Source organism: Saprospiraceae bacterium, assembly GCA_016710235.1.
Taxonomy (GTDB): domain Bacteria; phylum Bacteroidota; class Bacteroidia; order Chitinophagales; family Saprospiraceae; genus Vicinibacter.
The window spans coordinates 1,913,525-1,940,437 of sequence record JADJLG010000001.1; the positions used below are offsets into that span (position 1 = coordinate 1,913,525).

The 26,913-nt window shown below is 37.4% G+C and carries 22 protein-coding genes; 8 read left to right on the plus strand and 14 right to left on the minus strand.

Annotated elements, in window-relative coordinates; all coding sequences use genetic code 11:
* Positions 1-4 precede the first annotated feature (4 nt).
* The gene (locus IPI99_07830) at positions 5-604 is read right to left on the minus strand and encodes an OmpH family outer membrane protein (protein ID MBK7340421.1); all 600 of its coding nucleotides are present in this window, start codon (positions 602-604) and stop codon (positions 5-7) included.
* A 51-nt stretch (positions 605-655) separates the two neighbouring features.
* Complete coding sequence (gene asnS, locus IPI99_07835; protein ID MBK7340422.1) at positions 656-2,089, minus strand: asparagine--tRNA ligase; 1,434 nt, start codon at positions 2,087-2,089, stop codon at positions 656-658.
* Between the two features lie 736 nt (positions 2,090-2,825).
* On the opposite strand from asnS, the gene IPI99_07840 reads away from it, so the two are divergent.
* On the plus strand, positions 2,826-3,104 hold the full coding sequence (locus IPI99_07840; protein MBK7340423.1) for a hypothetical protein: 279 nt from the start codon (positions 2,826-2,828) through the stop codon (positions 3,102-3,104).
* A gap of 2 nt (positions 3,105-3,106) precedes the next feature.
* Positions 3,107-3,367 (plus strand): hypothetical protein, encoded by a 261-nt coding sequence (locus tag IPI99_07845; GenBank protein MBK7340424.1) that lies wholly within the window; start codon positions 3,107-3,109, stop codon positions 3,365-3,367.
* 181 nt (positions 3,368-3,548) lie between these two features.
* Here IPI99_07845 and IPI99_07850 read toward each other — a convergent pair whose 3' ends face one another.
* The 4 genes from IPI99_07850 to rnr all read right to left on the minus strand — a co-directional run bounded on the left by IPI99_07850 (position 3,549) and on the right by rnr (position 8,471).
* The gene (locus IPI99_07850; protein MBK7340425.1) at positions 3,549-3,959 is read right to left on the minus strand and encodes a group III truncated hemoglobin; all 411 of its coding nucleotides are present in this window, start codon (positions 3,957-3,959) and stop codon (positions 3,549-3,551) included.
* Positions 3,960-4,037: 78 nt separating this feature from the next.
* Complete coding sequence (locus IPI99_07855) at positions 4,038-5,603, minus strand: T9SS type A sorting domain-containing protein (GenBank protein MBK7340426.1); 1,566 nt, start codon at positions 5,601-5,603, stop codon at positions 4,038-4,040.
* Between the two features lie 60 nt (positions 5,604-5,663).
* The gene (locus IPI99_07860; GenBank protein MBK7340427.1) at positions 5,664-6,185 is read right to left on the minus strand and encodes a redoxin domain-containing protein; all 522 of its coding nucleotides are present in this window, start codon (positions 6,183-6,185) and stop codon (positions 5,664-5,666) included.
* Positions 6,186-6,308: 123 nt separating this feature from the next.
* Positions 6,309-8,471, minus strand: a complete 2,163-nt coding sequence (rnr, locus tag IPI99_07865) for a ribonuclease R (GenBank protein ID MBK7340428.1) — start codon at positions 8,469-8,471, stop codon at positions 6,309-6,311.
* Positions 8,472-9,023: 552 nt separating this feature from the next.
* Here rnr and IPI99_07870 point away from each other — a divergent pair.
* The 4 genes from IPI99_07870 to IPI99_07885 all read left to right on the plus strand — a co-directional run bounded on the left by IPI99_07870 (position 9,024) and on the right by IPI99_07885 (position 11,837).
* Complete coding sequence (locus tag IPI99_07870; GenBank protein MBK7340429.1) at positions 9,024-9,878, plus strand: ABC transporter ATP-binding protein; 855 nt, start codon at positions 9,024-9,026, stop codon at positions 9,876-9,878.
* Positions 9,879-9,884: 6 nt separating this feature from the next.
* On the plus strand, positions 9,885-10,628 hold the full coding sequence (locus IPI99_07875) for a hypothetical protein (protein ID MBK7340430.1): 744 nt from the start codon (positions 9,885-9,887) through the stop codon (positions 10,626-10,628).
* A gap of 2 nt (positions 10,629-10,630) precedes the next feature.
* Positions 10,631-10,993 carry a GntR family transcriptional regulator gene (locus tag IPI99_07880; protein MBK7340431.1) on the plus strand — a complete coding sequence of 121 codons (363 nt, stop codon included), beginning with the start codon at positions 10,631-10,633 and terminating at the stop codon, positions 10,991-10,993.
* 100 nt (positions 10,994-11,093) lie between these two features.
* Positions 11,094-11,837, plus strand: a complete 744-nt coding sequence (locus IPI99_07885; protein MBK7340432.1) for a DUF2807 domain-containing protein — start codon at positions 11,094-11,096, stop codon at positions 11,835-11,837.
* A 13-nt stretch (positions 11,838-11,850) separates the two neighbouring features.
* Here the strand turns inward: IPI99_07885 and mtgA are convergent, their stop codons facing one another.
* Positions 11,851-12,612 (minus strand): monofunctional biosynthetic peptidoglycan transglycosylase, encoded by a 762-nt coding sequence (mtgA, locus tag IPI99_07890; protein ID MBK7340433.1) that lies wholly within the window; start codon positions 12,610-12,612, stop codon positions 11,851-11,853.
* Between the two features lie 48 nt (positions 12,613-12,660).
* Between mtgA and IPI99_07895 the strand changes: the two genes are divergently transcribed.
* Complete coding sequence (locus IPI99_07895; protein MBK7340434.1) at positions 12,661-13,107, plus strand: hypothetical protein; 447 nt, start codon at positions 12,661-12,663, stop codon at positions 13,105-13,107.
* 8 nt (positions 13,108-13,115) lie between these two features.
* Here IPI99_07895 and IPI99_07900 read toward each other — a convergent pair whose 3' ends face one another.
* From IPI99_07900 to IPI99_07930, 7 genes are all read right to left on the minus strand, one after another.
* Positions 13,116-13,295, minus strand: a complete 180-nt coding sequence (locus IPI99_07900) for a T9SS type A sorting domain-containing protein (protein ID MBK7340435.1) — start codon at positions 13,293-13,295, stop codon at positions 13,116-13,118.
* Positions 13,296-13,361: 66 nt separating this feature from the next.
* On the minus strand, positions 13,362-15,125 hold the full coding sequence (locus tag IPI99_07905) for a hypothetical protein (GenBank protein MBK7340436.1): 1,764 nt from the start codon (positions 15,123-15,125) through the stop codon (positions 13,362-13,364).
* A gap of 102 nt (positions 15,126-15,227) precedes the next feature.
* Positions 15,228-16,694 carry a T9SS type A sorting domain-containing protein gene (locus tag IPI99_07910; GenBank protein MBK7340437.1) on the minus strand — a complete coding sequence of 489 codons (1,467 nt, stop codon included), beginning with the start codon at positions 16,692-16,694 and terminating at the stop codon, positions 15,228-15,230.
* Positions 16,695-16,861: 167 nt separating this feature from the next.
* The gene (locus tag IPI99_07915; GenBank protein ID MBK7340438.1) at positions 16,862-18,319 is read right to left on the minus strand and encodes a T9SS type A sorting domain-containing protein; all 1,458 of its coding nucleotides are present in this window, start codon (positions 18,317-18,319) and stop codon (positions 16,862-16,864) included.
* Positions 18,320-18,486: 167 nt separating this feature from the next.
* On the minus strand, positions 18,487-18,930 hold the full coding sequence (locus IPI99_07920; protein MBK7340439.1) for a T9SS type A sorting domain-containing protein: 444 nt from the start codon (positions 18,928-18,930) through the stop codon (positions 18,487-18,489).
* A 43-nt stretch (positions 18,931-18,973) separates the two neighbouring features.
* Positions 18,974-19,954: a hypothetical protein gene (locus tag IPI99_07925; GenBank protein MBK7340440.1), complete on the minus strand. Its 981-nt coding sequence runs from the start codon at positions 19,952-19,954 to the stop codon at positions 18,974-18,976.
* Positions 19,955-20,018: 64 nt separating this feature from the next.
* The gene (locus IPI99_07930) at positions 20,019-20,657 is read right to left on the minus strand and encodes a T9SS type A sorting domain-containing protein (protein MBK7340441.1); all 639 of its coding nucleotides are present in this window, start codon (positions 20,655-20,657) and stop codon (positions 20,019-20,021) included.
* Positions 20,658-23,258: 2,601 nt separating this feature from the next.
* On the opposite strand from IPI99_07930, the gene IPI99_07935 reads away from it, so the two are divergent.
* The gene (locus IPI99_07935; GenBank protein ID MBK7340442.1) at positions 23,259-26,840 is read left to right on the plus strand and encodes a gliding motility-associated C-terminal domain-containing protein; all 3,582 of its coding nucleotides are present in this window, start codon (positions 23,259-23,261) and stop codon (positions 26,838-26,840) included.
* The last annotated feature ends 73 nt before the right edge of the window (positions 26,841-26,913 follow it).

Consider the following 26,913-nt stretch of genomic DNA (forward strand, 5'->3'; position numbering starts at 1 on the left):
GAAATTAATTCGTACTGTATTTTTCGTTCAAGTCCTTGATCATCTGATCTGTTATGTTCAATGATTCGTCTGAGAAGAAAATATTGCCTTCCGGAGAGACAGAGAATACGAATTTATATTTTCCATTTTGATTCAACTCTTTCAGGTAAGAAGTGATTTTATTATGCAGTTTTTCATTGAATTCTGCTGTTTCTTGTGCATACTGGGATCCTAACTTTTCTTTTCTTGCCATTAGGTCCTGTTCCATTTTTGCTAATTTCTGCTGTGCCGATTCCATTTCAACCCTGGTCATGTTTTGAGCATTTTCTTGCAAGCGCACCAGTTCCTTCTGCATGGCATTTTCCTTAGCCTTTATCTCATTGGACATAGATTCTTGCTTGGCTTTAAATGCTTTTTCGCTTTCTTTAAAAAATCCTAAATTATTGAGCAAACTATCTGAAATAAAATAGGCTAATGGAGTGGAAGCATCTCCGGTATTTTGAGATTTTATTTCGGTTGCGGCCGAGCTCGTGGGTGTAGACTTCTTAAGTTGGCTATTTTGATAAAATAGAAAAATAATTGCTGCAAGTGAAAGAGCGTGTAATATCCAGTTTAAATTTTTCATTCTTAGTTATTTAGATAATTGTACTTGTAAATCGAAATTTGTTAATTTGAATTAAAATTCAGCATTTCCAGGGAATCTTGGAAAAGGAATAACGTCGCGAATGTTGGTCATGCCGGTAACGAAAAGCACTAATCTTTCGAAGCCCAATCCAAAACCTGCATGAGGACAGGTGCCAAAGCGGCGTGTATCCAGGTACCAGTACATTTCTTCCAAAGGGATATGCATTTCCTGCATCCGTCTTGTCAGCACATCTAGCCTTTCTTCGCGCTGAGATCCCCCGACTATTTCTCCAATTCCGGGAAATAAAATATCCATTGCCGCTACCGTTTTTTCACCATCGTCAACACGCATGTAAAATGCTTTGATTTCCTTTGGATAGTTGGTCAGTATTACCGGTTTTGAAAAATGCTTTTCTACAAGATACCGCTCATGCTCTGATTGTAAATCGATGCCCCATTTGTCCACCGGATATTGGAATTTACCTTTTTTATTTGGTGTTGAATTTTTTAATATTTCAATCGCCTCAGTATAGGTGATTCTTTCAAAATGATTGTCGAGTACAAATTGGAGTCTCTCTTTGAGTCCCATCGTGTTGCGCTCGGCTTGGGGTTTTGTCATTTCGTCTTCTCGCTCACGGTCATGAAGAAACTGTAGGTCTTCAGAACAATTATTGACTACCTGATGGATGACGTGCTTTAGTAAATCCTCAGCGAGATCCATATTGGAGTGCAGGTCTGCAAATGCGACTTCCGGCTCAATCATCCAAAATTCAGCGAGGTGCCTTGGAGTATTCGATTTTTCAGCTCTGAATGTAGGGCCAAAAGTATAGACCTGAGACAGAGCCATGGCAGCCAGCTCTCCTTCCAATTGTCCTGACACGGTAAGATTGGCTGCCCTACCAAAAAAATCTTCTTTAAAATTGATTTCCCCTTCTACTGTTCTCGCAGGAGCTTTCAGATCTAATGTCGTCACCTGAAACATCTCTCCTGCACCTTCAGCGTCAGAAGCAGTAATAATCGGTGAATGTAAATATATAAAACCCCTGCTATGAAAAAATTCATGGATGGCAAATGCCAATTGGTGTCTGATTCTGAAAACTGCTGAAAATGTATTCGTTCGAAATCTCAAGTGGGCGATTTGTCTTAGAAATTCCAAGGAATGCTTTTTCGGCTGCAAAGGATAAACAGACGGGTCTGCTTCTCCAAAAATATGTAATTTTTCCACCACCAACTCGCCTTTCTGACCGGCTCCCTGAGAACTTTGCCATCGGCCAACGACATGAAGAGCAGCACCAGGAGTTAGCTTTTTGAGCAGAGTTTCATCCCATTTTTCAAAATCTATATATGCCTGGAGATTTGCCAAACATGAACCATCATTGATAGCAATAAATCTATTACTCCTAAACGTTCGTACCCAGCCCATAACACTTAGACTGCGTCCATCGGCTTCCATTTTCAATACGTCATTGACTTTTGTCCTCTGCATATCTTGATCCATTGAGGCGCAAAAATAGGCATTTTCCCGATCTTTTTTTGCAGAGGCAAAGTGGGAAACTGTTGTTGTCCATGTTAATACTTTTAAAATAGCTTGGTTTTTATCAGGATTGATTTGATTTTTTTTTACTCGCGAAAGTTCATTGTCAATGATCTTTCTTTTTGCAATGAAGAATTGATTTTCAAATATAAGGTACCTGATTTAAAATAGTTGAATTAAAGCTTCAATGATGCAAAACAGTGTATTCAACCATAGACCTGAATATTTCATCTTTTTGTTATTCAAGATCGCGAAGCTCGGTGAAGTATTTGTAATTGAACGTTTTATAGGAATGTGATTGCTTAACAACAGTTTTTTAAGTAGATCTTCGGCTATGATTCATATTAAATGATTAATTTATATATTAACTTTCTATATAATTAAACTTAATCGAATCAGGTGGCCAATGCTTGACTGAATAGTTTAGCGGCGCAAATTACTGACTAAATTTGACCAATAGTTTAAAAAGTGTATTTTATTCTAATAAATAATTTGATCTATAGTTTTCAGTTAAATTGTACTTTATGATACAAGAATCTGCAATTTTATTTAAGCTGGCTTTTGTGTAATTGGGAGATTTTTAGAATTGCTCTTTCGATATAGGCATTTGGAGGAATTAGAAAGAAAAAACTGTGATAGTATTTGTACTTTGTGGATCAGGATTAAATTTGCAATTGAATTTCTCAATATGAATATCATCAAAATTATTTCCATTATTTTATTAGGAGTGGATGGATATATAGGTATCAGGTTTTTATTGAATGTAGTTGGAGTATTACAAACCAGTAAATACTCCCCCGGAGCTACTGCACTCTATGCAGTCATTTTTTTAGTGATGTCCGCTTTGGGATTTTATTTCCTGTTCAGCAAAACAAATGACAAATGGTTGTTTTTGCTTAGTATTGGACCTTGGCTTTTGATACTTACCGTAATGCTATTCAGCATGATCTTTGGTGATTATCATTAAATATGGGTGCAATCAATTTTACTATCAGATGGAGGGAAGAACTTGAGGCAGAAAGCCATCTCGGCATATTGGTTTTGGAGTATACTATGGGACAGGCACATGTCTATTTTCCCGATGAGATGCTTTGGGTAAATTCAGTACCTGAATGGGCAAAATCATTGTGGCATGAATATCGTGTCCAATGTGCCGCTTGGTGTGCCAGCCGGGGTGTACCATTTTCAATCACTGAAAATACTTTCGTATACGAGGAGCGCAAAAAATAATTGAATATTTAAACCCTGAATTTGCAATCAATTAGCTGCGTAATAGATCTTGAAGTGAAATATTTGGCTTGAGCGCATTTAAGAAAATTTAGATTAACAATGAAGTCGGATCTAATCGGATTTTGAGAATTACGATATAGATTAGATCCGATAAATTCTACTTAATTTATATCGTCTCCCTTTATTGGATAAAAGAAGTCTTTGCACTTTCGTTAATCTTATACCACATCAGCTGGACCATTTGATCTGCTTGTTTTTTGATTTTTTCAGCATTCGGTCCTTTGAATAATTCATCTACTGTTTCAGTCCATATTTTGAACCAATGTTCAAAATGTTCTATCCGAATGGGTGATTTTTTATGCAATAGTATATGTGCTGACATTGGATTACCGGAGTAAGCTGCTGTGCCAAAAAGAACAGACTCCCAAAATTGAACCATGCGTGGCAGGTGTTCATCCCAGTTTACCTTTGCTACATCGTTAAAGAAATAGGAAATTTTCTCGTCCTCTTTGATTTTACCGTAAAACGTGTGGACTATTTTGTTGATGTTTTCTTTACTCTGAATGTCTGTTTTATTTTCCTCAATAATCATAATTGTAAAACACTATGACAGTCATTGGGTTCAATGCAATGCGTCAAAGAATGTTCAAGTATGTGGCCAATTTTCTGCTTAATTGCTTACTAAGAATTTTTGTACCAAAATTCTGTTTTCAAGGTTCGCCTGAATGAAATAAATCCCGGATTTTGATACCGGTAACTTTAAATTTACCTGATGTTGCCCTTGCAAATAATGGGTAGGTTGAAGTAGAGTACCAAGCAAACTGCCTTTCTCGTCAAAAAGTTTGAATTCAACATTTTGGTCTTTTGAGAGGACAAGAGTTGTGTTCAATTCTCTGGTTGTAACCGGATTTGGTGCGACCGGCTCCAACCTATCTTCTAATTGCTCAAAGCCCTGGTCATGGAAATTTGGTTGATCGGTATCCAGTGTGATGTTTTCGTCACCGGCTTGATAAAATACGAACGAAAGAGGCAGGTAAAACATTTCGTCAGCAGTACCTTCACCCCATGTGACATACTTTGGAGGATTATTTGGATTCGTTGGATTGTCTTCAGTATTGTCATATGAACAATATGCGTGAATTTCAGTATCCGGCGGCAAAACTATCAAGCGATTAAAATAATAACCTCCCTGCCAGTTGAAATCCCATTCATTGATTCGGATCAGATTAATTGTCGAACCATCAGGTAGTTTCGCATAGACTTCCCATTTTTTTCCAAGCATATGGCAATGTGGCCAGATACCCAATAAACTTACTTTAACCGGAACTTTGTACACAGCGTGAAAGTTGGGCTTTGCTCCAGGTGCAATGATAAAAGGACCGTTCACCAGGTCCGTAGGCAGCAATATTTTACTATATACTTGTCTTGGAGCCGGATTTTTTGCAAAAAAAAGATTGATCGTAGAGCTATCTGTTTCGTCTAAGGAAGTTGGCGCATAGTGCATTTGTAATACCAAGTCGCTTCCTTTTGGCAACACCTGAGACATCCCGTTAGAATATACATTCGGCTTCTGTCCGGGAACATATCCGGGCAGTTGGTTTCCTGTCAAAACACCTGATGGGCTGTTGGAAAAACCATACTCCGGGGTTTTTGCATCTTCTTGTCTTGCTTTACCGGTATTGTCGGCCCAGAATAATGTGTGGTGGACAATTTTTTTATTTCCCGGTCTCATTTCCAGGGCGATTAAGTTTTTATCTTCCGTTAAATTTGTTGGGATAACAAAATACCTGTATTCATCCTTACCGTTTCCTTTGTGAGTATAAGATTGAGAAAAGGAAAGTACCAAATCAGGTTTTCCTATTTGTGATCCTGTAGGAAAGGTAGGCAATTGGGGCTCTTTACTTGGATCACCTTGCGGCATGCCCTTATCTACCCAATCCGCAATATCCTGAATTTGCTCTGTAGTCAACACATTTTCTTTTTGAAAATTCTGGTAATGGATATCCGGTTTCCAGGGAGGCATATAGCCTATTGCGGTTACATATTTGATCGTATAGGCCCAGTTTTTAACTTCCTGATAGTTTGTCAGAGAAAAGGGTCCTATTTCTCCTGGTCTGTGGCAGTTCGTACACTTGCTATAAATAATCGGTGCGATATCTTCAGAATAATTCTGAGCATCTAATGGTTTGTACACGAAACTGCATAATGAGATCAGAAAAAATAGAAACTTATTCATTGATTTACTGGTATTTATGAATACAAATGTATTTTATTTTGCCCATATTTTGAGCCAATTTTAATCAAATCGAGTCAATGCACAACCTACAGCTTTTGTTTTCTGGGGAATGACAGGCTGGGCATTTTTAATTTTTTCTAAGCAATCCTGAAGTTCGTGTGAGCTGGCGCGAGGTCGTCTTTTGCCTATCCTCTCGAACAGATTGTCTATTCTGCCTTGATAGATAACCTGGTTCAATGGATTGATCACAACAACTTGTGGCAATACGTCAATTTCGTAATCCTGTGCTTTGATCTGATTTGGATCCATCTCAGTATCAAAACTGAGTTTATACTTATTACAAAAAATGTTTACACTTTCATTATTGGAAGATGGACTAGGAAAGTACCCATGAAAATGGATGGAGTCATTTGCGTAACTTGAATAAAGCTCATTGATGGTAGGAATATAGGCTTGTGTGATTTTGCAATCTTCAAGTAGGAAAAAGAGGATTCGGTAGTTTTTTTGAACAGGAATGGAATCCTGTGCAACTACAATATTTTGCAAGCCAATAATGATAAGGAAATAGAGAACGAAACGCATTTTATTTAGACGATTCAGAATTCAAATAGTTTAATCTCCTATTTTTGAAAACTTGGCATTTGATTCATAATACAGTTTACCTTTGCTCTATGCAGATACATCAGACAGGAGCTATCTTGGTTTTCATTTGTCTTCAGGAAACAAAAGCGTAGCCAAAAGTAGTCGCTCCTCCAGGTTTGCCGAGGTGATGCGTATCCTGATTTTACTTCCGATATGCCATACCTGATCGGACACCATAGATTTTGCTTTAAGTCTTGAAGCATCTAATTCAATCTGATCCGGAATCAAATCCAGCGGTAAGGTACATTCACATTTTGTTTCTATTATTTCTGCATAAAAATTCTTATCATTCATTCCTGTAATTCTTGCATCATATTCTTTACCAATATGGTCTTTCATATAAAGCACCTGAAAATATTTAGTGGAATCCCTTTCAGCTTCCATGGCTTTTCTCTCCTGAGAAGAAATATGTACGCACTGTTGCTCCAGAATCTTTGTATCATAGCGTTTTTCTTTTTTGAGATTGTCAAACAATATCCGATGGACCAGCAAGTCGGAATATCTTCTGATCGCTGACGTAAAATGAGTATAATCATCAAATGCCAAGCCGTAGTGGCCTATGTTTTCAGTACTGTACTCCGCTTTTGCCATGGTGCGTATTGCAAGAGGCGGAAGTACTTTTAATTCGTCCTTAGTTTTTGCTTTTTCTGCGAGATCATTGAGAGACTGAGCTATTTTTTTGGGAGTTCGAAAATCCAGCTTCACGTTCAATGATGCTGCAAATTCCAAAAAATCCTCCAGTTTGCCTGGATCGGGAGTATCATGTATTCGATAGACGAAAGGAATTGGCGCTGCAGTATTTTTTCTGGAGATATATTGGGCAACATATTTATTGGCCAACAACATAAATTCTTCTATCAACATGTGCGCATCCAACCTCTGCTTGACATATAATTCGATGGGCTGCTTGTTTTCATCCAGTCTGAAACGCACCTCTTCTGATTCGAAATCAATAGCGCCGTTTTTGATTCTCTCAGATTTTATTTTTTTTGCAAGTAGATTGAGCGCATTTAATTCGGTATAGTATTCGCCATTCTTGTCATCCAATATTGTCTGTACTTCTTCATAAGCAAATCTTCTTTTGGAATGAATGATGGTTTTGCCAATCCAGGTTTTTTTAATTTTTGACTCTGCATCGAATGTGAAAAGAACTGCAAAACACGCTTTGTCTTCGTTCGGCCTGAGTGAACAGAGATCGTTGCTGAGCCTCTCAGGAAGCATTGGGACTACGCGGTCAACCAAATAGACAGAATTTCCTCTTTTGAGCGCTTCTATGTCTAGCTGAGTTTGGGGTTTTACATAGTGACTAACATCTGCAATGTGCACACCAAGCTCTATGTCACCATCTTTGTTATAAGCAAATGAAAGGGCATCATCAAAATCTTTTGCGTCCACGGGGTCAATAGTAAAAGTTAATACTTCCCTGAAATCTTTTCTCTGGTCCTGATCCAAGATAAAGTGTGGCATCTCTGCTGTTTCTTTCAATGCTTCTGCAGAAAATTCAAGTGGAAATCCTTTGTCAGCAAGCAAACTTTGCATTTCTGAATCGATGTCTGTATTTTTACCCAGATTGTGGATGATCACTCCGTAATTTTGAGAGTTGGGTCTGTCTTTCCAACGTGTAATTTTGATAACCACCCTATCATAATCTTCTGCAAGTATTTTATTTGTCTTGTCAATAAAAATTTCAGTCAGTTGATTACTCCTACCTGAGATGACAACTTCCTGATTTTTGTATTTTCTATAAATTCCAACAAACTGTGATTTTGATCGAGTGATTACTTTAATCACTTCACCTTCAGGGCGGTTCCTCCTGCCTTTGAGAAGGTGTACCTGAACAAGGTCTCCATTTTGAGCTGACTTCAATTTGTTTGCTGCGACGAAAATATCTCTGTGTAACTGTTTGCTCAGAATATAAGCAAATCCGCCCCTGGCCATATCTACGATACCTTCGATGTATTTTTCTTTGATATCAGAATTGCGACCGGAAAGTGATTTGTGAAGTACCCATTTTCCCGGAGAAACGCGGTCTATCATTTTTTTTGATTCGAGTTGCTCTAAAAAACTGATGATTTCACCCGGTTTGTGTCCATGTATTTTTTTAAGAAAAGTGGTGATACCTGCCGGCTTCCCCTTTTGTTGATCCAACACTTCAAGAATTTGAGTGGTACTGATTTTTTTTAATCTTGGGGCTATTATTTTTTTGTGTGATTTGTTTTTTTTCATTTTGTTGAGGATATGTCAGTCTGGTAATCATTGTTATCGAAATACAATGATTACCACAATTGAAAGTACAAATTTTTTATTGTATTTCTATTTATATAATATTTGAATTTGATCAATTTCGTTTGTTGAGTTTAATATTTTGATGTGAAATGATGAGTGAGAAGATGTTTTAATTAATCCAAAAATCAAAGTATTGATTTGAAATGGTTTAGGTATTCTTGATCATAGCGAATTTGATTATTTCGGTAACTATATATACCGTATTCTAATATTTCACAGGTATAATCATTCACTTTGCCAAATTAATCTGATAGCAAGCGAGCGATACTGTTAACAATAAAGGTATAAACTGCTTCGACCGCTTTTTGGTTCATCTCAGGGCAATTCCTCGCGGGTCTTTAATTTACATTATAAATATATGCATGTATAAATAACAGATATACAGCTAAATAAAAATTTTTTAAATTTTTTTTTAAAAAAAATTGCACAAATAGAAAATACCGTTCTACATTTGTGGTGTATTAGATAACTAATACAGTAAATAAATACAAAATGATTGACTTAAAACAAGTGAGTTTCGGCTACAGAAAAACCAAAGAGATCTTCAGGGAAATGGATCTCACTCTGAAACCTGGCAGTATTTATGGTCTGCTGGGTCGCAATGGCGCAGGGAAGACCTCGCTACTAAAAATGGTGAATGGCTTGATTTTTCCACAAAAAGGAGAAGTGCGGGTGTCGGGAGACGATCCTGCAAAAAGACTTCCCTGGAATCTTGCAGACATCTATTTTGTGCAAGAGGAGCCCATGATTCCGAGTACAACGGTATTGACATATTTGTACACATATGCACCATTTTACCCGAACTTCGACTATGACAGATTTATGCGATTGTTGACTAGTTTTGGTTTGGAGGGAAGTCTCAGAATGGATAAAATGTCCCATGGTCAAAAAAAGAAAGTGGTGTTGTGTTTTGCAGTTGCCACAAATTGTAAAGTCCTCATTTTGGATGAACCAACCAATGGACTTGATATACCGGCTAAATCGGAATTCCGTAGGCTTGTGACTGAAGCATTGACTGAAGAAAGGCTTATCATTATCTCGACGCACCAGGTTCGGGATATGAACTTGCTCATAGATCCGATTCTCATCGTAGAAAACGGAAGGGTCATATTTCATTATTCTATAGAACAAATAGGTCGCGCTCTGCACTTTGCACAGCATTTTAGCATGCAGGTACCGCAGGATGTGATTTATGCGGAACGTATTGCCGGTGGATATCTCACGATCAGTGAAAATACCCAGGGACAGGACAGCGATGTCGATATTGAAATATTGTTTAATGCAGTTCAATCTCATCGAGAAAGGATCGTCTCATTAATAGAAAAATATAACTCAAACTCGAAATAAACAGATATGAAAAACCAGTTTTTTGATATGGGCAGATTTTTATTGATTTTAAAAAGAGATCTCAATGAATCTGCTAAGCCAATGATCATTGCCATTCTCACTATTTGTGGCACATTATTGATATTTAATTTGCTGCAAATTTTGACTAGTGAGATTGGTGTAAATGGATTTCATTCAGGTACGTTTATAGTATCGACTATTATATTGATGCTCGTAGGTGTGAGTCTTTCATTTGCAGAGTTGCGACATACATCTTCCAAGGTGCATTACCTCACTATCCCTGCTTCAACTTTTGAAAAATTGTTTTCCAAATGGGTGATCTATGCGATTGCTGTTCCGCTTGTTTTTTATTTATGTTTTTTCAGTGTTGGAGCACTTTCTACATGGATGATAAAATTGGCAGGGAGGAATATCATGCCTATGATATGGCCTAGTCTAACAGAATATTTTTCAATGGGTTCGATTTGGATGGTTCAAAGTATCTTTTTTGCCGGGGCGATTTATTTTCCTAAAAACAGTTTTATCAAAACCCTGGGCATTTTGATAGTACTTTCTTTGCTCTATGCTTTTCTATCATTCGGGATGCTTTATTTATTGCTTCACGAAAACCAAACACAACATTTGAACGGATTCAATTTAAACTTGAATGATATACCATGGCCCGGGAGTACCAAGCTGATAGTTCAGCTACTTGTATTTTGTTTTTTTATGTTACTCAGTTATTTTAAACTAAAAGAAGAGGAGGTATAATTATGAATTTTAAAAAACATCAACCCATATATGTGCAAATTGCAGAAACAATTTTTGAAGATATTTTGGAACAAAAACTTACATCAGGCGCAAAAGTTCCTTCGGTAAGGGAATTAGCCACTACTGTTCAGGTCAATCCAAATACAGTGCAAAGATCATTCCAGTGGCTGCAAGATGAAAATATTATAGAGCAAAGACGTGGTATAGGTTTTTTTATCACCGACAATGCTTTACACAAAACACTCGAAATTAAGAAAAAAGAATTCTTTGACCACATTCTTCCGGAGACGATTCATACCATAAGATTACTGCAGATTCCAAAAAAGCAAATTTTGGATGAGATAGAAAAAAATATTGCTCAGTGAATTTATCCATTCTGTACAAATTCCAAATGATCTATGAAGCAATTACTATGATTTGGAGTTTGTTCAACACATTCTAACAATTAATTAAATTTCAAAAAAAATGAAAAACAGTACAAAATTATTATTTGTTGGCCTTGCCATTATGCTAGCAGTCCTGATCGTCGGCGCTGGATATATTTATAATAAGTATCATGAAATGAAATCGGTGTACTCTTCTACTCTCGTGCACAAGGAGATGAATACTTTCAGAGATTTCAATGCATTGCATTTAGAAGTATCTTCGGATATTGAGCTGATGCAGGGAGATTTCAAAGTTCAAGTGGAAGGAGATTCACTTTCAATCTCCGGAATCAAGTGGACGATTAGTGATTCAGTCTTGACTATAGATGAAGAATCCACCATGAGCAGAAACAATAATTTTACCATAGGACCGAAAATCAAATTGTCGATGCCTGATTTAAAATTTTTGAGTCTGGAAAGTTCAGGTTCATTGACAATGGCGCAGAGATTTGACTGTGACAGTTTGAATCTGAGACTTTCAGGATCTGGTGACATAATATCTCAAATTCATGGAAATTATATCAATATAGAATTAATCGGTTCCGGAATGGTGACCAATCATGGAGAAATCAAATCAGCTGCTTTGCTCGTGAAAGGTTCCGGGGACATTTTTATGGGTGATGATCCAATCGAAACATGCAATCTGGAGTTGGTCGGTTCCGGAAATATGCATTTCAACTGTTCTGGAAAATTGACAGGTGTGATCAATGGTTCAGGGTCTATTTACAACTCAGGTTCTGCCAAAAGTGAGGTTGTAGTCAATGGATCCGGAGAGGTGCATTGAGTTAGGACGTTTTTCATTTGCCAAAAGCAGACAAAAGCTCAATAATTTCAGGCTCGTCTTTGAGTTGCTGCATCTGTTGTATCACCCAGGGTTTGCGCAGTTGGACCCAGGTAGAAGCTGGTTTGACCTTGAATCGACGGGGATTGGGCAATGCAGCTGCTATCGCTGCAGATTCTTCAATACTGAGTTGAGAAGCAGGCTTTTTGAAGTATGCCTGGGCTGCTGCTTCAATGCCGAATATGCCATCTCCCATTTCGATGACATTGAGATATTGAGCGAGAATGTAATTTTTGGGCCACAGAATTTCAATGACAAAAGTGAAGTAGATTTCCAAGCCTTTGCGCAACCAGGATCTGCCTTGCCAAAGGAAAATGTTTTTTGCCGTTTGTTGTGTAATGGTGGAAGCACCTCTCGTTTTTTTGCCTTTTTTTATGGTATTATATTCAAGTGCTTTTCTGATACTTTCGACATCGAAACCAAAATGATCGACAAAAATTTGGTCTTCTGCAGCGATAACTGCCAGTGCGATATTTGGACTAATTTCTTTCATACTCACATAGTCTCGGTAAAGACCTCTGCCGGATAACACACTACTGCATTGGGTTACAGTAATCGGAGGATAAAAGATCAAGAGTAAGAGTGCATAGAATATTGGCAAGAATGCAAGCATTCCTAAAGTAAAAAGGATTTTCTTTGTCACAGTAAGTCGTTTCCACTTCTGGAAAACGGCACGGACTGCTCTGCCTGATCTGTATTGGAATTCTTTCCAGGTCATCGGAAAATCTTATTAACTTTGCCGTCCAAAACTACACAATATATGTTGATGTACTGGCTTAAAATTACAGCTGGTTTTTTTATTTCTTGTTTTTTTATTTTACCATTTTTTAAAGTGGAAGACCCTCTGCGATCGATTGCGCTCCGCTTTTTTAGTTCAGAAGGACAAGCCGAAATATATGAACATATTTGTAATCCGGACAGAATTTATAGATACCAATATATATTGGATCAGAAAGAATATAAACAGCGGTATGATGGCTATGTCGAAGCACTTGACAATGAAATACCTGAAACATTGAGGTGTCAGAATATCTTGACACAGCTGGTTCCGATCAAAATAAAATACTTCAATTTATTTCGTTATTGGAGTGAACCTCTCAATGCAGAACGCTTGAGTCCCTTGCTGTTTTGGGGAGTAAATATCGTGAAGATTGGGGCTATTCTGATTCTCATCACAACCTTTGTCAGACCAGGATCAAAACAAAAGAAATAAGGAAGAGCTTATCTGCTTAAAATGAGAAAACTAGTTTGCTTGGATCTCTTATTATTTTTGCTGGATATGATGGAATGGTAAATACCCGGAATTAAATTCAAATCAATTTCTTTTTGGATTGTATTGAATCGAATTTGCTTGATCATCCGTCCATATATATCGAATATTTTCATTTCATACTCCTCCAAAGAATTGGCAATTTCTGAGATATATAGGGTGCCGAATGGAGAAAATTTGAAAATATCCTGTTCAAATCATTTTTCTTTTGTATCCGTACAATTTTTAATTTTTACTTTTTTGCTAACTGTACCGTAACATCCTTTCTCTTCATTTGCAAGTATGACCGTTATGGTCCCGGAATCCACAAGATTCCATTGTATCAAGGCATTGTGATGCACAGGCATGGTAGTGAATTTGCCGCCATCAATAAGCCAGGTATAGTCAGTACAGGCTAGCCAGACCAGACTAGCGGGATAACTGTTATCTGCACAAGGTTCTTCCTCGGTGATCAGTTCTTGATCGTGTAGAAGATACGTGCAGTTTTTATTACAGCTGCTGAGTATTTGATTATTATTACGAATAAAAGCTGCATTGAAGTGCGAATTGATGAGTTGCGGAATTCCTATGGGTGGAAATTTACTGAAGTCCATCCTGCATATAGCTTTGGCAGAATTCAAGTAGTAACTGACATCATAAAGTTTGGTCGTATTCGATGGAAGTATTGTTCCTCTTTTGTTATTCCCATATTGAAAATGATCATTTCCCAGGAGCAAATACAATCCCTGAGGAGCGGTAATCTCATTTCCGATAATGTTGAGTTGATCAGCAGCACCTTGAGACACAAAAATTCCATAATTTTCCGAACGATTCCTAAAAAAAGTGTTGAATGGACCATTGAGCCCATGTGAAGCATCTACGACAATATTTTGTACAATATTGCCCTCAAATAAATTGCAAAAAGTGTAATTTCCGTGAAGGACCAAATCCCCGGAAGAATTATTGGGTTGAAAGCTTTCTGTCCAATAAGGGTCAAAGGAATAATTGTATGCCAGAACATTGCCGTTGGCTCCGGCTTGTAGGAGTATAGAATGTCTGAGATGTTCGAATATATTGTTTTCTACCAGGCAGTCACCGGAGCTGATTTGTAAGCTCACCCCATAAGCTCTGCCTCCTCCACCATAACCGTATGATTTATTGAAATAAGAACCCTGGACCTTGATGTGAGCACTCTCTTGAATACAGACATGTGCAAAGTTTGTAAATCTGGACTCAATCCCTTCGACCCAACTATCAACACACCTGATCAGCAATATATTCGATGTTTGTGTGGCAGTGGAGTCCACCCTGTATATGGAAAAACATTCCAGGCCAACTTCGGAAACAGGAATCAATTTAGTAATTTTAGACGCAGGAGAAAAATCCAGTCTCCATTCGTTTTTCATATAGATCGTGTCATTTTTTATGCTCTCGATTTGGTTGATTTGACCGATAGTTCCTTTAGCCCAATCTGAAGTAACCCTTCCAAGATCATCATCTTGCAATTTTACCCAATCTCCAACTTTTAATTCTGCGGTTTTGGTGCCAAGAATACAATATTGTTGCCCTTTTGATATCGGATTTATGGTCAGATTGACGTTGGGATCCGTCTTTCCAATTGCTGAAAAACAGTCTTTATTGCTTCCTTTCAGGTCAAAAATAAAATGGGTTAGACTACTTCCCGCACCTTTTATTACAACAAAAGATGGTAGTGTAATCGTTTTCAGTAATAAGAATTTACCTGGAGGTATCACCAAGCACGCTTTGGCTTTGGCTGCTACACTTATAGCTTCTGTCAATATATCCGCACAGTCTGATCTGCCTGTGGTGTCGGGTTGATAATCCGAAAAATTGATCTGCTGTGTTGGGGCCTTGACATTATTTCCTGCATGACTCCAATCTACTTTTCTCTCATCTGCAAGTGTCTGAGCTTGAAGACTGTAAGTAAAAGCAAAAAAGCAGACAAAAAACCTGAATATCATCCTGCAATATAAATCATTTTGCCCTCATTGCAGTGCAGCATACAATAATTGCACAAAGTAATCTATCTTGGACTAAGCAATGACCAGGCTTGACTCACGCACTCAATATTTCACAAACTTTTCAGCACTGCCGGATTTTTGCTTTGAATTGATTTGTCGGATCAAATACATTCCGGCGGGTAGATCTGAGATGTCAATAGTCTGATCAATGGATATTTCATTTTTAATCCATCTGCCTGACATGTCGAAAATGCCTAAAATAGTACCCCGCTGTACTTCAGCTTGAAGTCTCAACTGATTGTGATCAAAATTATATGATAATAATTTCGTTTTCAATTCACCGTTAATGGGATTTTCAGATTGAGTGAATATACCATCTTTATTGACTTTGAGCAGGCAGGCATTAACATTGACAACGCCTGCGACAGAGGATGGAATATATAAATCTAAACTGATCAAAAATCCTCCATCGCCGGCTTCTGAGAGGTGTTTGATTTGGAATCTGTCAGTATTCATTGGATATTTTGTTTCCCAGATCAGACTCAAGTCGGGTCTGAATTTGGAAATGAAGATGGTATGAATATTATTTCTAACATCTGTAGTTTTTACACTTGTACAAATGATATTGCCATCCTTGCTGCGTATGATTTTGGAGAAGTCGCTTGGGAGACCCAAGACAGGATTGGTGAAAGTTTTTTTGGAGATCAGCCGGCCATTTTTGTCCAACTCAAAGATGCAGGGCAGGGTTTGAGTCTGACTCTTGCAGGTGCTGCCCACCAACAATATTCTATCATTTGTCTCTAACAAATCTCGGAAGATTGCATTCTCGCAGGTGTCATTATATGACCAGATGACATTGCCATCCAGATCTATTTTGCTGAGTTTTACATTTCTGTCTTGATTGTTGTCAGTGATGATGTATAGTTTTTTGTCGGATGAAGCTTTGATCTCCCTGAGGCGTATATTGTTGGTGGTATAAAACTGGTGGATGCTGTCGGTCGTCATGTCCCATTTTAAAATGTTAAAATTAAAATTGATAAATTCTAATGCAAATATGACATTGCTTTCATCCAATAGGGCAAGATTGCTAATTCCGCCTGAATTTGGATCATGGAATATCGTTTCGTTCAGAATGTGGGCTGCCTGGTCTGTTTCGAATATTCTAAAAAAACGTTGCCCGGAAGTATCAATGTATCCGGCGTAGGCATAAAAAAATGATCCGGTACCCGGTCTAAAAGTTGCTAAAGAACTATTATCAGTTCTAAAGCCATCTACCCGGACATTACTAAAAATAGTCTCATAGTCATCTATTTTATCCACATACAGAGAGTCCAGGATGTATCCGCACTCGTCTCGCCTCATGATCTTGACACCATTGAGCGTATCCAGATGTCCATTAAATTCCTGAAAACCGATGGAGACAGTATATCCGGGGTGCAGCACGTCCGGTAGGGTGATGTCAATATAATCTTCGTCCACGTTGCAATTGGAATTAGCAAAGTAGGTGCATTGCGCTGTCAGTCTATAAGCTAAAGCGAGAAATAAAATAAGAACATACAAGCTTTTCATAGAGGGGTGATGTTGCTTATGGTAAAGGTATTGAATTTCTATTTTTTAAAGCAAGAAAAATTTATTTTTTCAAACTTATCATTTTGCCCTCATTGCAATCCAGCATACAATAATTGCACAAAGTAATCTATCTTGGACTAAGCAATGACCAGGCTTGACTCTCGCACTCAATATTTCACAAACTTTTCAGCACTGCCGGATTTTTGCTTTGAATTGATTTGTCGGATCAAATACATCCCGGCGGGTAGATCTGAGATGTCAATGGTCTGATCATTGGATATTTCATTTTTAATCCATCTGCCTGACATGTCGAAAATGCCTAAAATAGTACCCCGCTGTACTTCAGCTTGAAGTCTTAACTGATTGTGATCAAAATTCTGCGCCAGGATTTTTGTTTGGAGCATATTATCTTCTGGATAAGTGATGGATGTCACTTCTCCTTTTGAATTGGTTTTGATAATAATACTAAAAACGTTTAAATTTCCATATTTTGAAAATATGTAATAACCCCCATCTTCACTTTCTTTTGCATAAGTACCAAAAAATGTGTATTTTACTCCTATATCAATGAAAGTACTTAAATCGAATGATATTTCGAAAATTTTATTAAAATTGGAGTTTAATTTTAATAGGAATATCGGTTTTTTATTCTCCCTTATTGAAGTTGTTTTATGTCCGGAAAGAATATATCCACCATCGTTGGTTTTTTCAATACTGAAATATGTAGCAGGCAGTCCTGTAGTGGGATTGTCATACAGAAAAGTGTCGATTGCTGTACCTGATGTATCATATCTATACACACAGGGATAGAATTTGTTGTTTTTCTTTGTACAACCGCTTACGATTACGAATTGGCCATCAAATGCAATCCCAAATAACTTAGATCCAGCGTCGTCGAATGAATAGTTCCAATCTATTTTTTTCTCTGCGTTTCGTTTTATTAATTTATACCTTTGATCATCTAATGTGTTAGCAATAAAATAATCAGATTGTTTATAATTTACAGCCGTTCTAATATTTAATCCTGAATGATTAATAAAAACAGTATCTTTGTACACATTTTTCTCGGGACCAAAATTATATATTGATTTTAGTAACATTGAATTACTATTTGAATATAACAAAATGTTATTATTGTCTTGTAATTGGAGGTTGATATCAGTTAAGTGTCCTTGATTAGTGCTATCAATTAATGTATTTAATAAATTCCCCTTTAAATCATATTGGTGGATTGAATGAAAAAACAGGTCGGGCTGAAGAGTGTCATAAAACTCTGAAGCTAAATATGCTATATTATTTTTTTTGTCAAAAATACCATTCTTATATAAATCAAAATTTAAATTATTAGGCCTGTAATTTCGAAATCTGGTTAAAGATGGTGATTTAAATATAAATGGTGTTGTGCCACAAGCGCTTTTATAACCTAATTCAGACCTTAATATTCCAAAACTGTCGCGAGTCCAACAGATGAAAATTTCGGCACCATTGCTAGTGTCATACCATGAGTCATTTACATCTTCAACGTACGGATCTTCGCTTTTTTTTGCATAAAATATATAATTGCATTGCGCTGTCAGTCTATAAGCTAAAGTGAGAAATAAAATAAGAACATACAAGCTTTTCATAGAGGGGTGATGTTGCTTATGGTAAAGGTATTGAATTTCTATTTTTTAAAGCAAGAAAAATTTATTTTTTCAAACTTATCATTTTGCCCTCATTGCAGTGCAGCATACAATAATTGCACAAAGTAATCTATCTTGGACTAAGCAATGACCAGGCTTGACTCACGCACTCAATATTTCACAAACTTTTCAGCACTGCCGGATTTTTGCTTTGAATTGATTTGTCGGATCAAATACATTCCGGCGGGTAGATCTGAGATGTCAATAGTCTGATCAATGGATATTTCATTTTTAATCCATCTGCCTGACATGTCGAAAATGCCTAAAATAGTACCCCGCTGTACTTCAGCTTGAAGTCTCAACTGATTGTGATCAAAATTATATGATAATAATTTCGTTTTCAATTCACCGTTAATGGGATTTTCAGATTGAGTGAATATACCATCTTTATTGACTTTGAGCAGGCAGGCATTAACATTGACAACGCCTGCGACAGAGGATGGAATATATAAATCTAAACTGATCAAAAATCCTCCATCGCCGGCTTCTGAGAGGTGTTTGATTTGGAATCTGTCAGTATTCATTGGATATTTTGTTTCCCAGATCAGACTCAAGTCGGGTCTGAATTTGGAAATGAAGATGGTATGAATATTATTTCTAACATCTGTAGTTTTTACACTTGTACAAATGATATTGCCATCCTTGCTGCGTATGATTTTGGAGAAGTCGCTTGGGAGACCCAAGACAGGATTGGTGAAAGTTTTTTTTGGAGATCAGCCGGCCATTTTTGTCCAACTCAAAGATGCAGGGCAGGGTTTGAGTCTGACTCTTGCAGGTGCTGCCCACCAACAATATTCTATCATTTGTCTCTAACAAATCTCGGAAGATTGCATTCTCGCAGGTGTCATTATATGACCAGATGACATTGCCATCCAGATCTATTTTGCTGAGTTTTACATTTTTGTGTTGATTGTTGTCAGTGATGATGTATAGTTTTTTGTCTGATGAGGCTTTGATCTCCCTGAGGCGTATATTGTTGGTGGTATAAAACTGGTGGATGCTGTCGGTCGTCATGTCCCATTTTAAAATGTTATAATTAAAATTGATATATTCTAATGCAAATACGACATTGCTTTCATCCAATAGGGTGATATTACTAATATTCAAAGAATTTGGATCAAGGAATGTAGTTTCATTCAAAATATGGGCCTTCTGGTCTGTTTCGAATATTCTAAAAAAACGCTGCCCGGAAGTATCAATGTATGCGTTGTAGGCATAAAAAAATGATCCGGTACCCGGTCTAAAAGTTGCTAAAGAACTCGTAGCGTCTCTAGATCCGGATGCCGGGACATTTCTAGAAATGATCTCGTAGTCATCTATTCTGTCTACATACTGAGAATCCAGGATGGATCCGCACTCGTCACGCCTCATGATCTTGACTCCATTGAGGGTATCCAGATGTCCATTAAATTCCTGAAAACCGATGGATACAGTATATCCCGGGTGCAGCACGTCCGGTAGGGTGATGTCAATATAATCTTCGTCCACGTTACAATTGGAATTTGCAAAGTAGGTGCATTGCGCTTTAGCATAGCTGCACAAAAATATAAGTAAATAGAAATGAATAATACTTTTCATAATATAGACAAGTTTAAATTGGATAAAGGGGCAGTAAAAAAACGACTACCCCTTTATCGTTTGTTTAATGAATGTGTACAAATTTAATAGAACTTGTACCAATGTCGCTTTTGATTTTTAGGCCATACAAGCCTTGTGGTATCTTATTGATGGCAAATCTGCATAAAAATCCATTATTGCAATTATCTGCTTTTTGTTTGGATAAAATTTTTCCTTGCAAGTCAAAAATTTCAATTTCGTATATTCCCATCGATCGGTTAGATTGAATATACAGAGTATTTACGTCAGAGTAGGCGTTAAATTTTGGAGTCGTATTTTCATTTTTGGAAGGCTCATTTGCTCTGGACTCATATACCTCATCACCTTTGAATGCAAAACAAGATAGATTAGCACAATTAGGATTCATAATTGATAACTCATCAACCGGGAACAGATCTGCAGTAGGTGAACAATTCGGTACTGCAGCGCACCAGGATGTACACATACCTGCTTTTCTTTCTGCCTTCATAGATTTGTATCTTACATAATTACTTGGAAGGCAACAATGATTGGCAGTGACTTTAATTGTCCACCAAGAATCTCTATAAATAGGAACAAAACAAGTTTTATTATTGGGTAGGGTGGTGCATTGATAACCATTGCATGATTGATAACAAAGTTTGTATGTGAACAGATTGCAGTTAGTAGTAATGGGCCAAAACATGAACAAATCTCCTGTACAGCCTCCTACATCTAACCAAGCATATCTAAATTTTGGGTGATCTATTTGAGAACCCGGGTTCGGATTACAAGGTAAAGAGTTGATGCATGTGATATTGGTGGTGAGATTGATCTCACATTTCGATCCATCAAGGAAAATTATGATTGCCTTAATAGCATAATTTCCGTAGAAACAAAAATCATAAGGCTGTTGGAGTGCACCATAAATCTGATCGCAGAGCCTACCATTTTGACCGGTACTGGAGTGTGTGTGTGTGTGTGTGTGTGTGTGTGTGTGTGTGTGTGTGTATGTGTGTGTGTGTGTGTGTGTGTGTGTGTGAATAACTCATTGTTATAAAATTTAAAATGTAAAAAAATCATATTGTCGATCTTGGGTTTTAATGTTTTTATTATTTTATAATCATAGGCGCGATGTTTTATGTGTAATTCAATATGCAATAATGACTGATTCAAATCAGAGGTGCAAGCAAATACAAATATATTTTATTTCATAATACATAATTCCTTAATTTATTACTTCTTGAAAAATTGAAATGTTATTTCTATAAATTATTCGAATGCCTATTCAAATTAAAGTATGATTTATTTTATCGATTTAATTTGTAACTTTGAACAACCAATCCTTGAACATATGCAACCTAAGCTGCTATACACTCTTATTTTCACACTATTTCTATGTCCAAATTTGATCGGCCAAGGTATTCAGATCACACATTCTGTCATCGGTGAGGTCAGTATTTGTGGCCCGGCTAAGTTTCAATTAGAGTTGAAAAACAACAATTCATTTGACCTTTCTAGCACCTTGGTCAGATTCGAACTACCTGCAGGATTTTCCTATAATCTAGCTAGTGTATCGGGCGCCAGTGAGCAGAATATCTCTCTAGTAAACGCACCTGTATTTGAGATCGCCTCATTAGCAGCCGGAAGCAAGCTGGTGATCCAATTGAGTGCAAATACAGAATGTAGCCTCTTTGATGCTGTAAACAATGCTAAGACATTTTCAAATCGAATCGTGGTTTCTAGTGCAGAAGCGAAAGATTCAATTATAACGATGCCACCATACCAAGTCAATACAGCCTATCTTGTAATTGAAAACCCCAGCAGTCTGCGTACAGAAACAGGCATCGAATTGAGGCGCGATGTTAAATTGATCAATTCGAGACTTGGGGCTGTCTCATCTGTGGTCTATCGAGATCAACACAAACCCGCTCATATTCGCTCCCTCAATGGTCGAACGGTGGTTCAAAATGATACAGACCTCGTCGTCATTTATGATGGAAGTGACTTTGCTCAAATTGGAGATAAGGATAGCCTCCTGGAGAGGGACGAATTTGTTATTGTACAAGAGCTGATTCAGTCTATTGACTGTATTCCATCGTTCGTGAACTCCACCTTAACTGCTGATTGGGGTTGTAATTCTGAATATTGCCAACAAGCATTCCAAAGCGCTACTGTGGAATTTATCAATACTACAAACCGCGCTGACCTCACCTTTGAATTTGCCCCTAAAGCTCCGGAATGTATCTGTGATCCGAAAGGAGAAGTCCAACATCTGAAAATTAAAAATAGAGGAAAAGGCACAGCAGAAAATTTTTGTCTAAACCTGCAGGCTTATCTGGCTAATGTATTGAGCCAATATGCTATTTTGGAAAATTCTATCACAGTTGACCCACCTTCAGCACTGGCAAAAATAGAATATAAGGAACCAAATCAACTGTGTGGTATGGATTATTTCCGTTTGGCAGAATTGTGTTTTAATGATTTGTCTCCTCAAGAAGAGATTGATATTCAGTTCAGATTTTTGACATGCCAAACGACGATACCAAATGACACGGCTGCTAAACTGAATTATTACTATTCTTATCAATATGAATCAAAATGTGTCAATCGAAGTCTGGCAGGTAAAATGGATGTACCGGTAGTTTTTCCATACAATCAACCTGTGCGGTTGGAAGCAATTTGGTCTTCGGACGTATCTTCAAATAAAGTCATGAATGGAAAGGATAATTATAATTTCAATTTGCATGTCGAAACCGATAAAAAAGTGACGACAGAAAATTATGAAGTTGAGTTTACTCTACCTTGTCCTTTAGTCGTCGAAACCAAGGACTTTGAAGTCGCTGGAATAAAACCACTTGCAATCAACATTGACCAAAGTTACAATACCCGGATCAGTTTATTATACCCTCCACAATTGCCTCAAAAATTTGATATACCGCTTCGTTTGAAAGTCGATTGTACAAATACATGTATTTCCGATTTGAATTCGATCAATAGTAATCGAGTAATTTCCTCATGCCCTTTTCCTAAGTATGAGGATGTGCAAATAGAAATCAAGACCTGTGTCTCGGTAAGACTTACTTGCAAGGATACCTCTTTGCATTGCGGCAGAGGAGCGATACTGAATGAAGATTTTACAATTGTCTGCGATCCTGACACCTTATCCAAAGATACTGTATTGACTTATGCAATATTGGAAAGTGAATCATATAGATCGTCATATGGCAAAATCGATTCCTTAGATATGAGAATCAATGGAGGACGAACTGCTTTGCGGAATGAAGTTGATGAGACTTTGTTGTTGATGGGTGATACCCTGATGAACAGAATTTCTGCCGTGATTTTTTCTGATAATAAAAATGTGCAAGTGAGCAATGTAGAAGTGTTGATCATTACCGACATGACTTTTAAACCGGCCGTGGCAGACCTACAAATTCATTCACGAAAATTTGGTACTTTTAATGGAAGAATTAATCCTGTTACACCATTTTCTGGTTCACCATCGCCATTACCCAACTGCTACAAACCGGTAGTCACTAAGTCCGGTTATGGCATGGGCTATATCGTGAGACTGGATCCCGATACGCTACAAAAATTTGGTTTGCAATTACCGCCGGACTTTTATTTTGAATCAGGAGACAGCATACAGGTAGATTTTGAGGGGCGATTGATAAGTTTACCGGGGCCGAGAGTCGTCAGTACAGAAATTACGAATTATGTATTGGTATACGAGAGCGATAGTTTATTTACTCCAATATCTTGTGGCAAATCTTCAAGAAAGTTCAAAATCGCGATGAATGGATTGACATTTTTAGAATCAGGATTCGATTTGATCACATGTGGTTCCCAGGCAGATTTTCCAAGTTACCGCATAACCGCGGCGCCTTATCTAAATAATTTTTTTAGGAAAGAATTTCGACAATTTCACCATCTGGATTCTATTGCCATGCAATTGCCGGATGGGGTCAACGTAGATAGTTTTCGTTTGGAGTATTTTTATTTAAATCAAGCTCTGAAAGATAGTTTAATTTACTCATTTTCATTACCTGTCAGTTATGTCAATAATTTTGCAATTGGTAGGCTAAACAACTTTCAGAAGCAAATCGCAGAAGAAAATTATATGATTCAGATAACACCTATAGGGAGAGTTGAGGACTGTGTAAAACTAAAGAATGGAACACAAAATTCAGCTTCAATGCTCCTGTATGGTTCTAGCACAGATGACTACCCATTCTATTTGGGGACTCAGTATTTTGTCCCACTTCAAAAATTTACTTTCAGTAAAAACATACCTTTAAAAAAACTCAACAATGCAAATACGCTCTCAGCTGATGAAAAGAGTATTCAGACCAATCTTGCAGAAACCAAAATTCCAATCAGAATTCCATCCTCAGATTTACCCGGAGCATATTTAATTTGTGTTCACTCAGTGCAAGGTACTGTCGATTCATTTTCTATAGTGAGCAATGAAGGGATTCAAATTACTGAAACGAATAAGAATTGTTTTGTTCTACAAGGATTTCAATTAGATTCAGCTTACTTGGTTCAACTTGTTACAGGAAATGCAACCTGTAAGGAAGATACGATATTACTCAGTATTTTTTGGAGTTGCCATCCAGAACAGTTGATGTTTTCTGACAGTTGCAATTTTCAAGAAATCAAAATACCTATTCGACCACTTATGCCGGAGTTGGAAATGGACGTCATGCAAATGAATGCGGTTTCGAGCTTGTGCGATACACTTCCTGAAGTGATGTTGGAACTTTATAATGGGGATCAGGGTGTGGCATTTGATCTCGCGCTTGAGCTTGTCATTCCTGACGGGATTCATCTGATTCCGAACACGCTGCAATATTCCTATCCTATTGGTTCATCATACAGAACATTGCCTTTACCTACACAAGTCAGAACAAATTTATATCGTTGGCAACTTTCGGATATCATACCTGAGATTAAAGCAAACGGATTGCTTGGATTGGATCAATTTCCAAAAAATTCTATTCGATTGCTCATGTATGCAGAAACGGATTGTGATGCTCTTGTTAATGGTTATCTGCAATTTATTTTTTCAGGTAAAGATCCTTGTCAACAACAGAATAATACAATTACAAAATCAGGTAGCCAAATCAGAATTCAAGGTGTACAAAATGCAAATAATCATACCATTAAAAGTTCATCAATCCAACTTGGTTGTCAGGAAGAAACTAAGATAGAATTCTCTGTGGAATCCACAGCAGATTTTAATTCCGGTGATTCTTTGTTGATCACTTTGCCGGAGTATATTGATTTTGTACAAGGCAGTTTAATTTCCCTTCAGGGATTAAATGTGTCCGGTGTGAGGTACATTCCGGGAATGGGAGAGAATTTATTGATTATTCCATTTATTCCAAATTCAGTCAAAAAAGCTACAGGGAGTTTTTTGGTCAATCACCTAAGCTCATTGCCTTGCGGGGAAAGTCAGATTGGAATGAGAAGTTTTTCGAGGCAGAAAACACTCTGTGTTAGAGATAACAAAGAATGTGAGGTACTATTGATTTCAGGTGAGACCAACATCAGTTTATCTAAGAAATTGGCCGAAGTTCAAATCGATTCAATAGATTTTTCTGGTCTTTGTCCGGTAGGGCAGAAAGGAATTAAATTATATGTCGATGTAAAAAATGGATTGTTACTGGCAAATGAAAAATTCACATTGCAGTTGTTTGAAGATATTGATGGAAATAGAAAATTAAACCAAAATGATCGTTTTGTTCAATTGCTTACTCCTGCTGTCCAGTCATTCCCGCAAGATGGAAAATATGAATTTGTGATCTGTGTCCCGGAAAGTAATTTAACAAAGTGCAACTATATCATCAGTACGAGACAAAATTGCATTTGCAATTCAGATACATTGGCAATTTCCTTAGGTGGGCAGGAAGTATTTGAAAAAGATACTATTTGTGAAGGAGCTACTTTGACACTCGGAGTTTCTCCTTCTGCCTCTACGAGTTATCAATGGAGTGGACCCGGAATCAATTGTGATACCTGTTCTTTAATCAATTGGACTGGACCGAGAATTAATGGAGATACATTGGTTGAATTAACCTTAACTGAATTTATCGGTGGGAGCTGCGCACTGAAACACATTTATCAAATTTTGAATGTAAAACATCCATTTTCCAGGAAAGAAATTTATAAAATCTGTCCGGGAGAATCCGTCATGTTCAACGCAGGTTCACATACCAAATATAGATGGAGACAGGATCCTGATTTGAAACAAGGTTCTTATTCCCAAAATGTAGTGGTTGATACTTCAAAAACATATTATCTGGATTTTGAAGATGCTGTTTCATGTACAGGTACAGATACATTCTGTGTGATAAGCTATGACAAACCAGATGGACTCACGATAACAAATGATACTACAATCCTTTTCGGTACTGAGGTAATATTGGAAGTGATGGGAGGTATAGTAGAAAAATGGAGCCCAAGTTATGAGCTGAGTTGTATCGAGTGCAACAAAGTTGTCGCATCACCAAAATTCAATACACTTTATCAAGCTCAGGTCAGAGATAGTAATAATTGTTTTCATACACTGAATGTTGCGATAATGGTTGTTCGACCGGAATGTGATACACTGTCGCTATTTGTTCCCAATGCGTTTTCACCCAATGGAGATACACACAATGACAAGTTTTATGTCCGAGGGCAAAATTTCGAGAAAATTTTACTCGTCGTGTACAATCGCTGGGGTCAGAAAGTCTTTGAAACTCAAGATCCTCAATTTGGCTGGGATGGAACATATAAAGGTGAACCACTGGGTCCTGATGTGTTCGGTTATTGCGTTGAAGCGTATTGCTTTGGTGGCCTCAAAATTGTGCGTCGAGGCAACGTGACCTTGCTAAAATAGTATACATCTGAAAGCAATTGTGTGAGTAGCCACTTTCAGGTGGTCTGGCACAATTTGAAAACTTATTTGCATC

Excerpts from the sequence above, each read along its gene's own strand:
- IPI99_07915 (MBK7340438.1), bottom strand. The coding sequence starts at position 18,319 with ATGAAAAGCTTGTATGTTCTTATTTTATTTCTCACTTTAGCTTATAGA.
- IPI99_07935 (MBK7340442.1), top strand. The coding sequence starts at position 23,259 with ATGGGTGATACCCTGATGAACAGAATTTCTGCCGTGATTTTTTCTGAT.
- IPI99_07855 (MBK7340426.1), bottom strand. The coding sequence starts at position 5,603 with ATGAATAAGTTTCTATTTTTTCTGATCTCATTATGCAGTTTCGTGTAC.
- IPI99_07845 (MBK7340424.1), top strand. The coding sequence starts at position 3,107 with ATGGGTGCAATCAATTTTACTATCAGATGGAGGGAAGAACTTGAGGCA.
- IPI99_07905 (MBK7340436.1), bottom strand. The coding sequence starts at position 15,125 with ATGATATTCAGGTTTTTTGTCTGCTTTTTTGCTTTTACTTACAGTCTT.
- IPI99_07830 (MBK7340421.1), bottom strand. The coding sequence starts at position 604 with ATGAAAAATTTAAACTGGATATTACACGCTCTTTCACTTGCAGCAATT.
- IPI99_07925 (MBK7340440.1), bottom strand. The coding sequence starts at position 19,954 with ATGAAAAGTATTATTCATTTCTATTTACTTATATTTTTGTGCAGCTAT.
- IPI99_07870 (MBK7340429.1), top strand. The coding sequence starts at position 9,024 with ATGATTGACTTAAAACAAGTGAGTTTCGGCTACAGAAAAACCAAAGAG.
- IPI99_07895 (MBK7340434.1), top strand. The coding sequence starts at position 12,661 with ATGTACTGGCTTAAAATTACAGCTGGTTTTTTTATTTCTTGTTTTTTT.
- asnS (MBK7340422.1), bottom strand. The coding sequence starts at position 2,089 with ATGCAGAGGACAAAAGTCAATGACGTATTGAAAATGGAAGCCGATGGA.
- IPI99_07930 (MBK7340441.1), bottom strand. The coding sequence starts at position 20,657 with ATGTTTTGGCCCATTACTACTAACTGCAATCTGTTCACATACAAACTT.
- mtgA (MBK7340433.1), bottom strand. The coding sequence starts at position 12,612 with ATGACCTGGAAAGAATTCCAATACAGATCAGGCAGAGCAGTCCGTGCC.
- IPI99_07910 (MBK7340437.1), bottom strand. The coding sequence starts at position 16,694 with ATGAAAAGCTTGTATGTTCTTATTTTATTTCTCGCTTTAGCTTATAGA.
- IPI99_07880 (MBK7340431.1), top strand. The coding sequence starts at position 10,631 with ATGAATTTTAAAAAACATCAACCCATATATGTGCAAATTGCAGAAACA.
- IPI99_07875 (MBK7340430.1), top strand. The coding sequence starts at position 9,885 with ATGAAAAACCAGTTTTTTGATATGGGCAGATTTTTATTGATTTTAAAA.
- IPI99_07860 (MBK7340427.1), bottom strand. The coding sequence starts at position 6,185 with ATGCGTTTCGTTCTCTATTTCCTTATCATTATTGGCTTGCAAAATATT.
- IPI99_07850 (MBK7340425.1), bottom strand. The coding sequence starts at position 3,959 with ATGATTATTGAGGAAAATAAAACAGACATTCAGAGTAAAGAAAACATC.
- rnr (MBK7340428.1), bottom strand. The coding sequence starts at position 8,471 with ATGAAAAAAAACAAATCACACAAAAAAATAATAGCCCCAAGATTAAAA.
- IPI99_07885 (MBK7340432.1), top strand. The coding sequence starts at position 11,094 with ATGAAAAACAGTACAAAATTATTATTTGTTGGCCTTGCCATTATGCTA.
- IPI99_07840 (MBK7340423.1), top strand. The coding sequence starts at position 2,826 with ATGAATATCATCAAAATTATTTCCATTATTTTATTAGGAGTGGATGGA.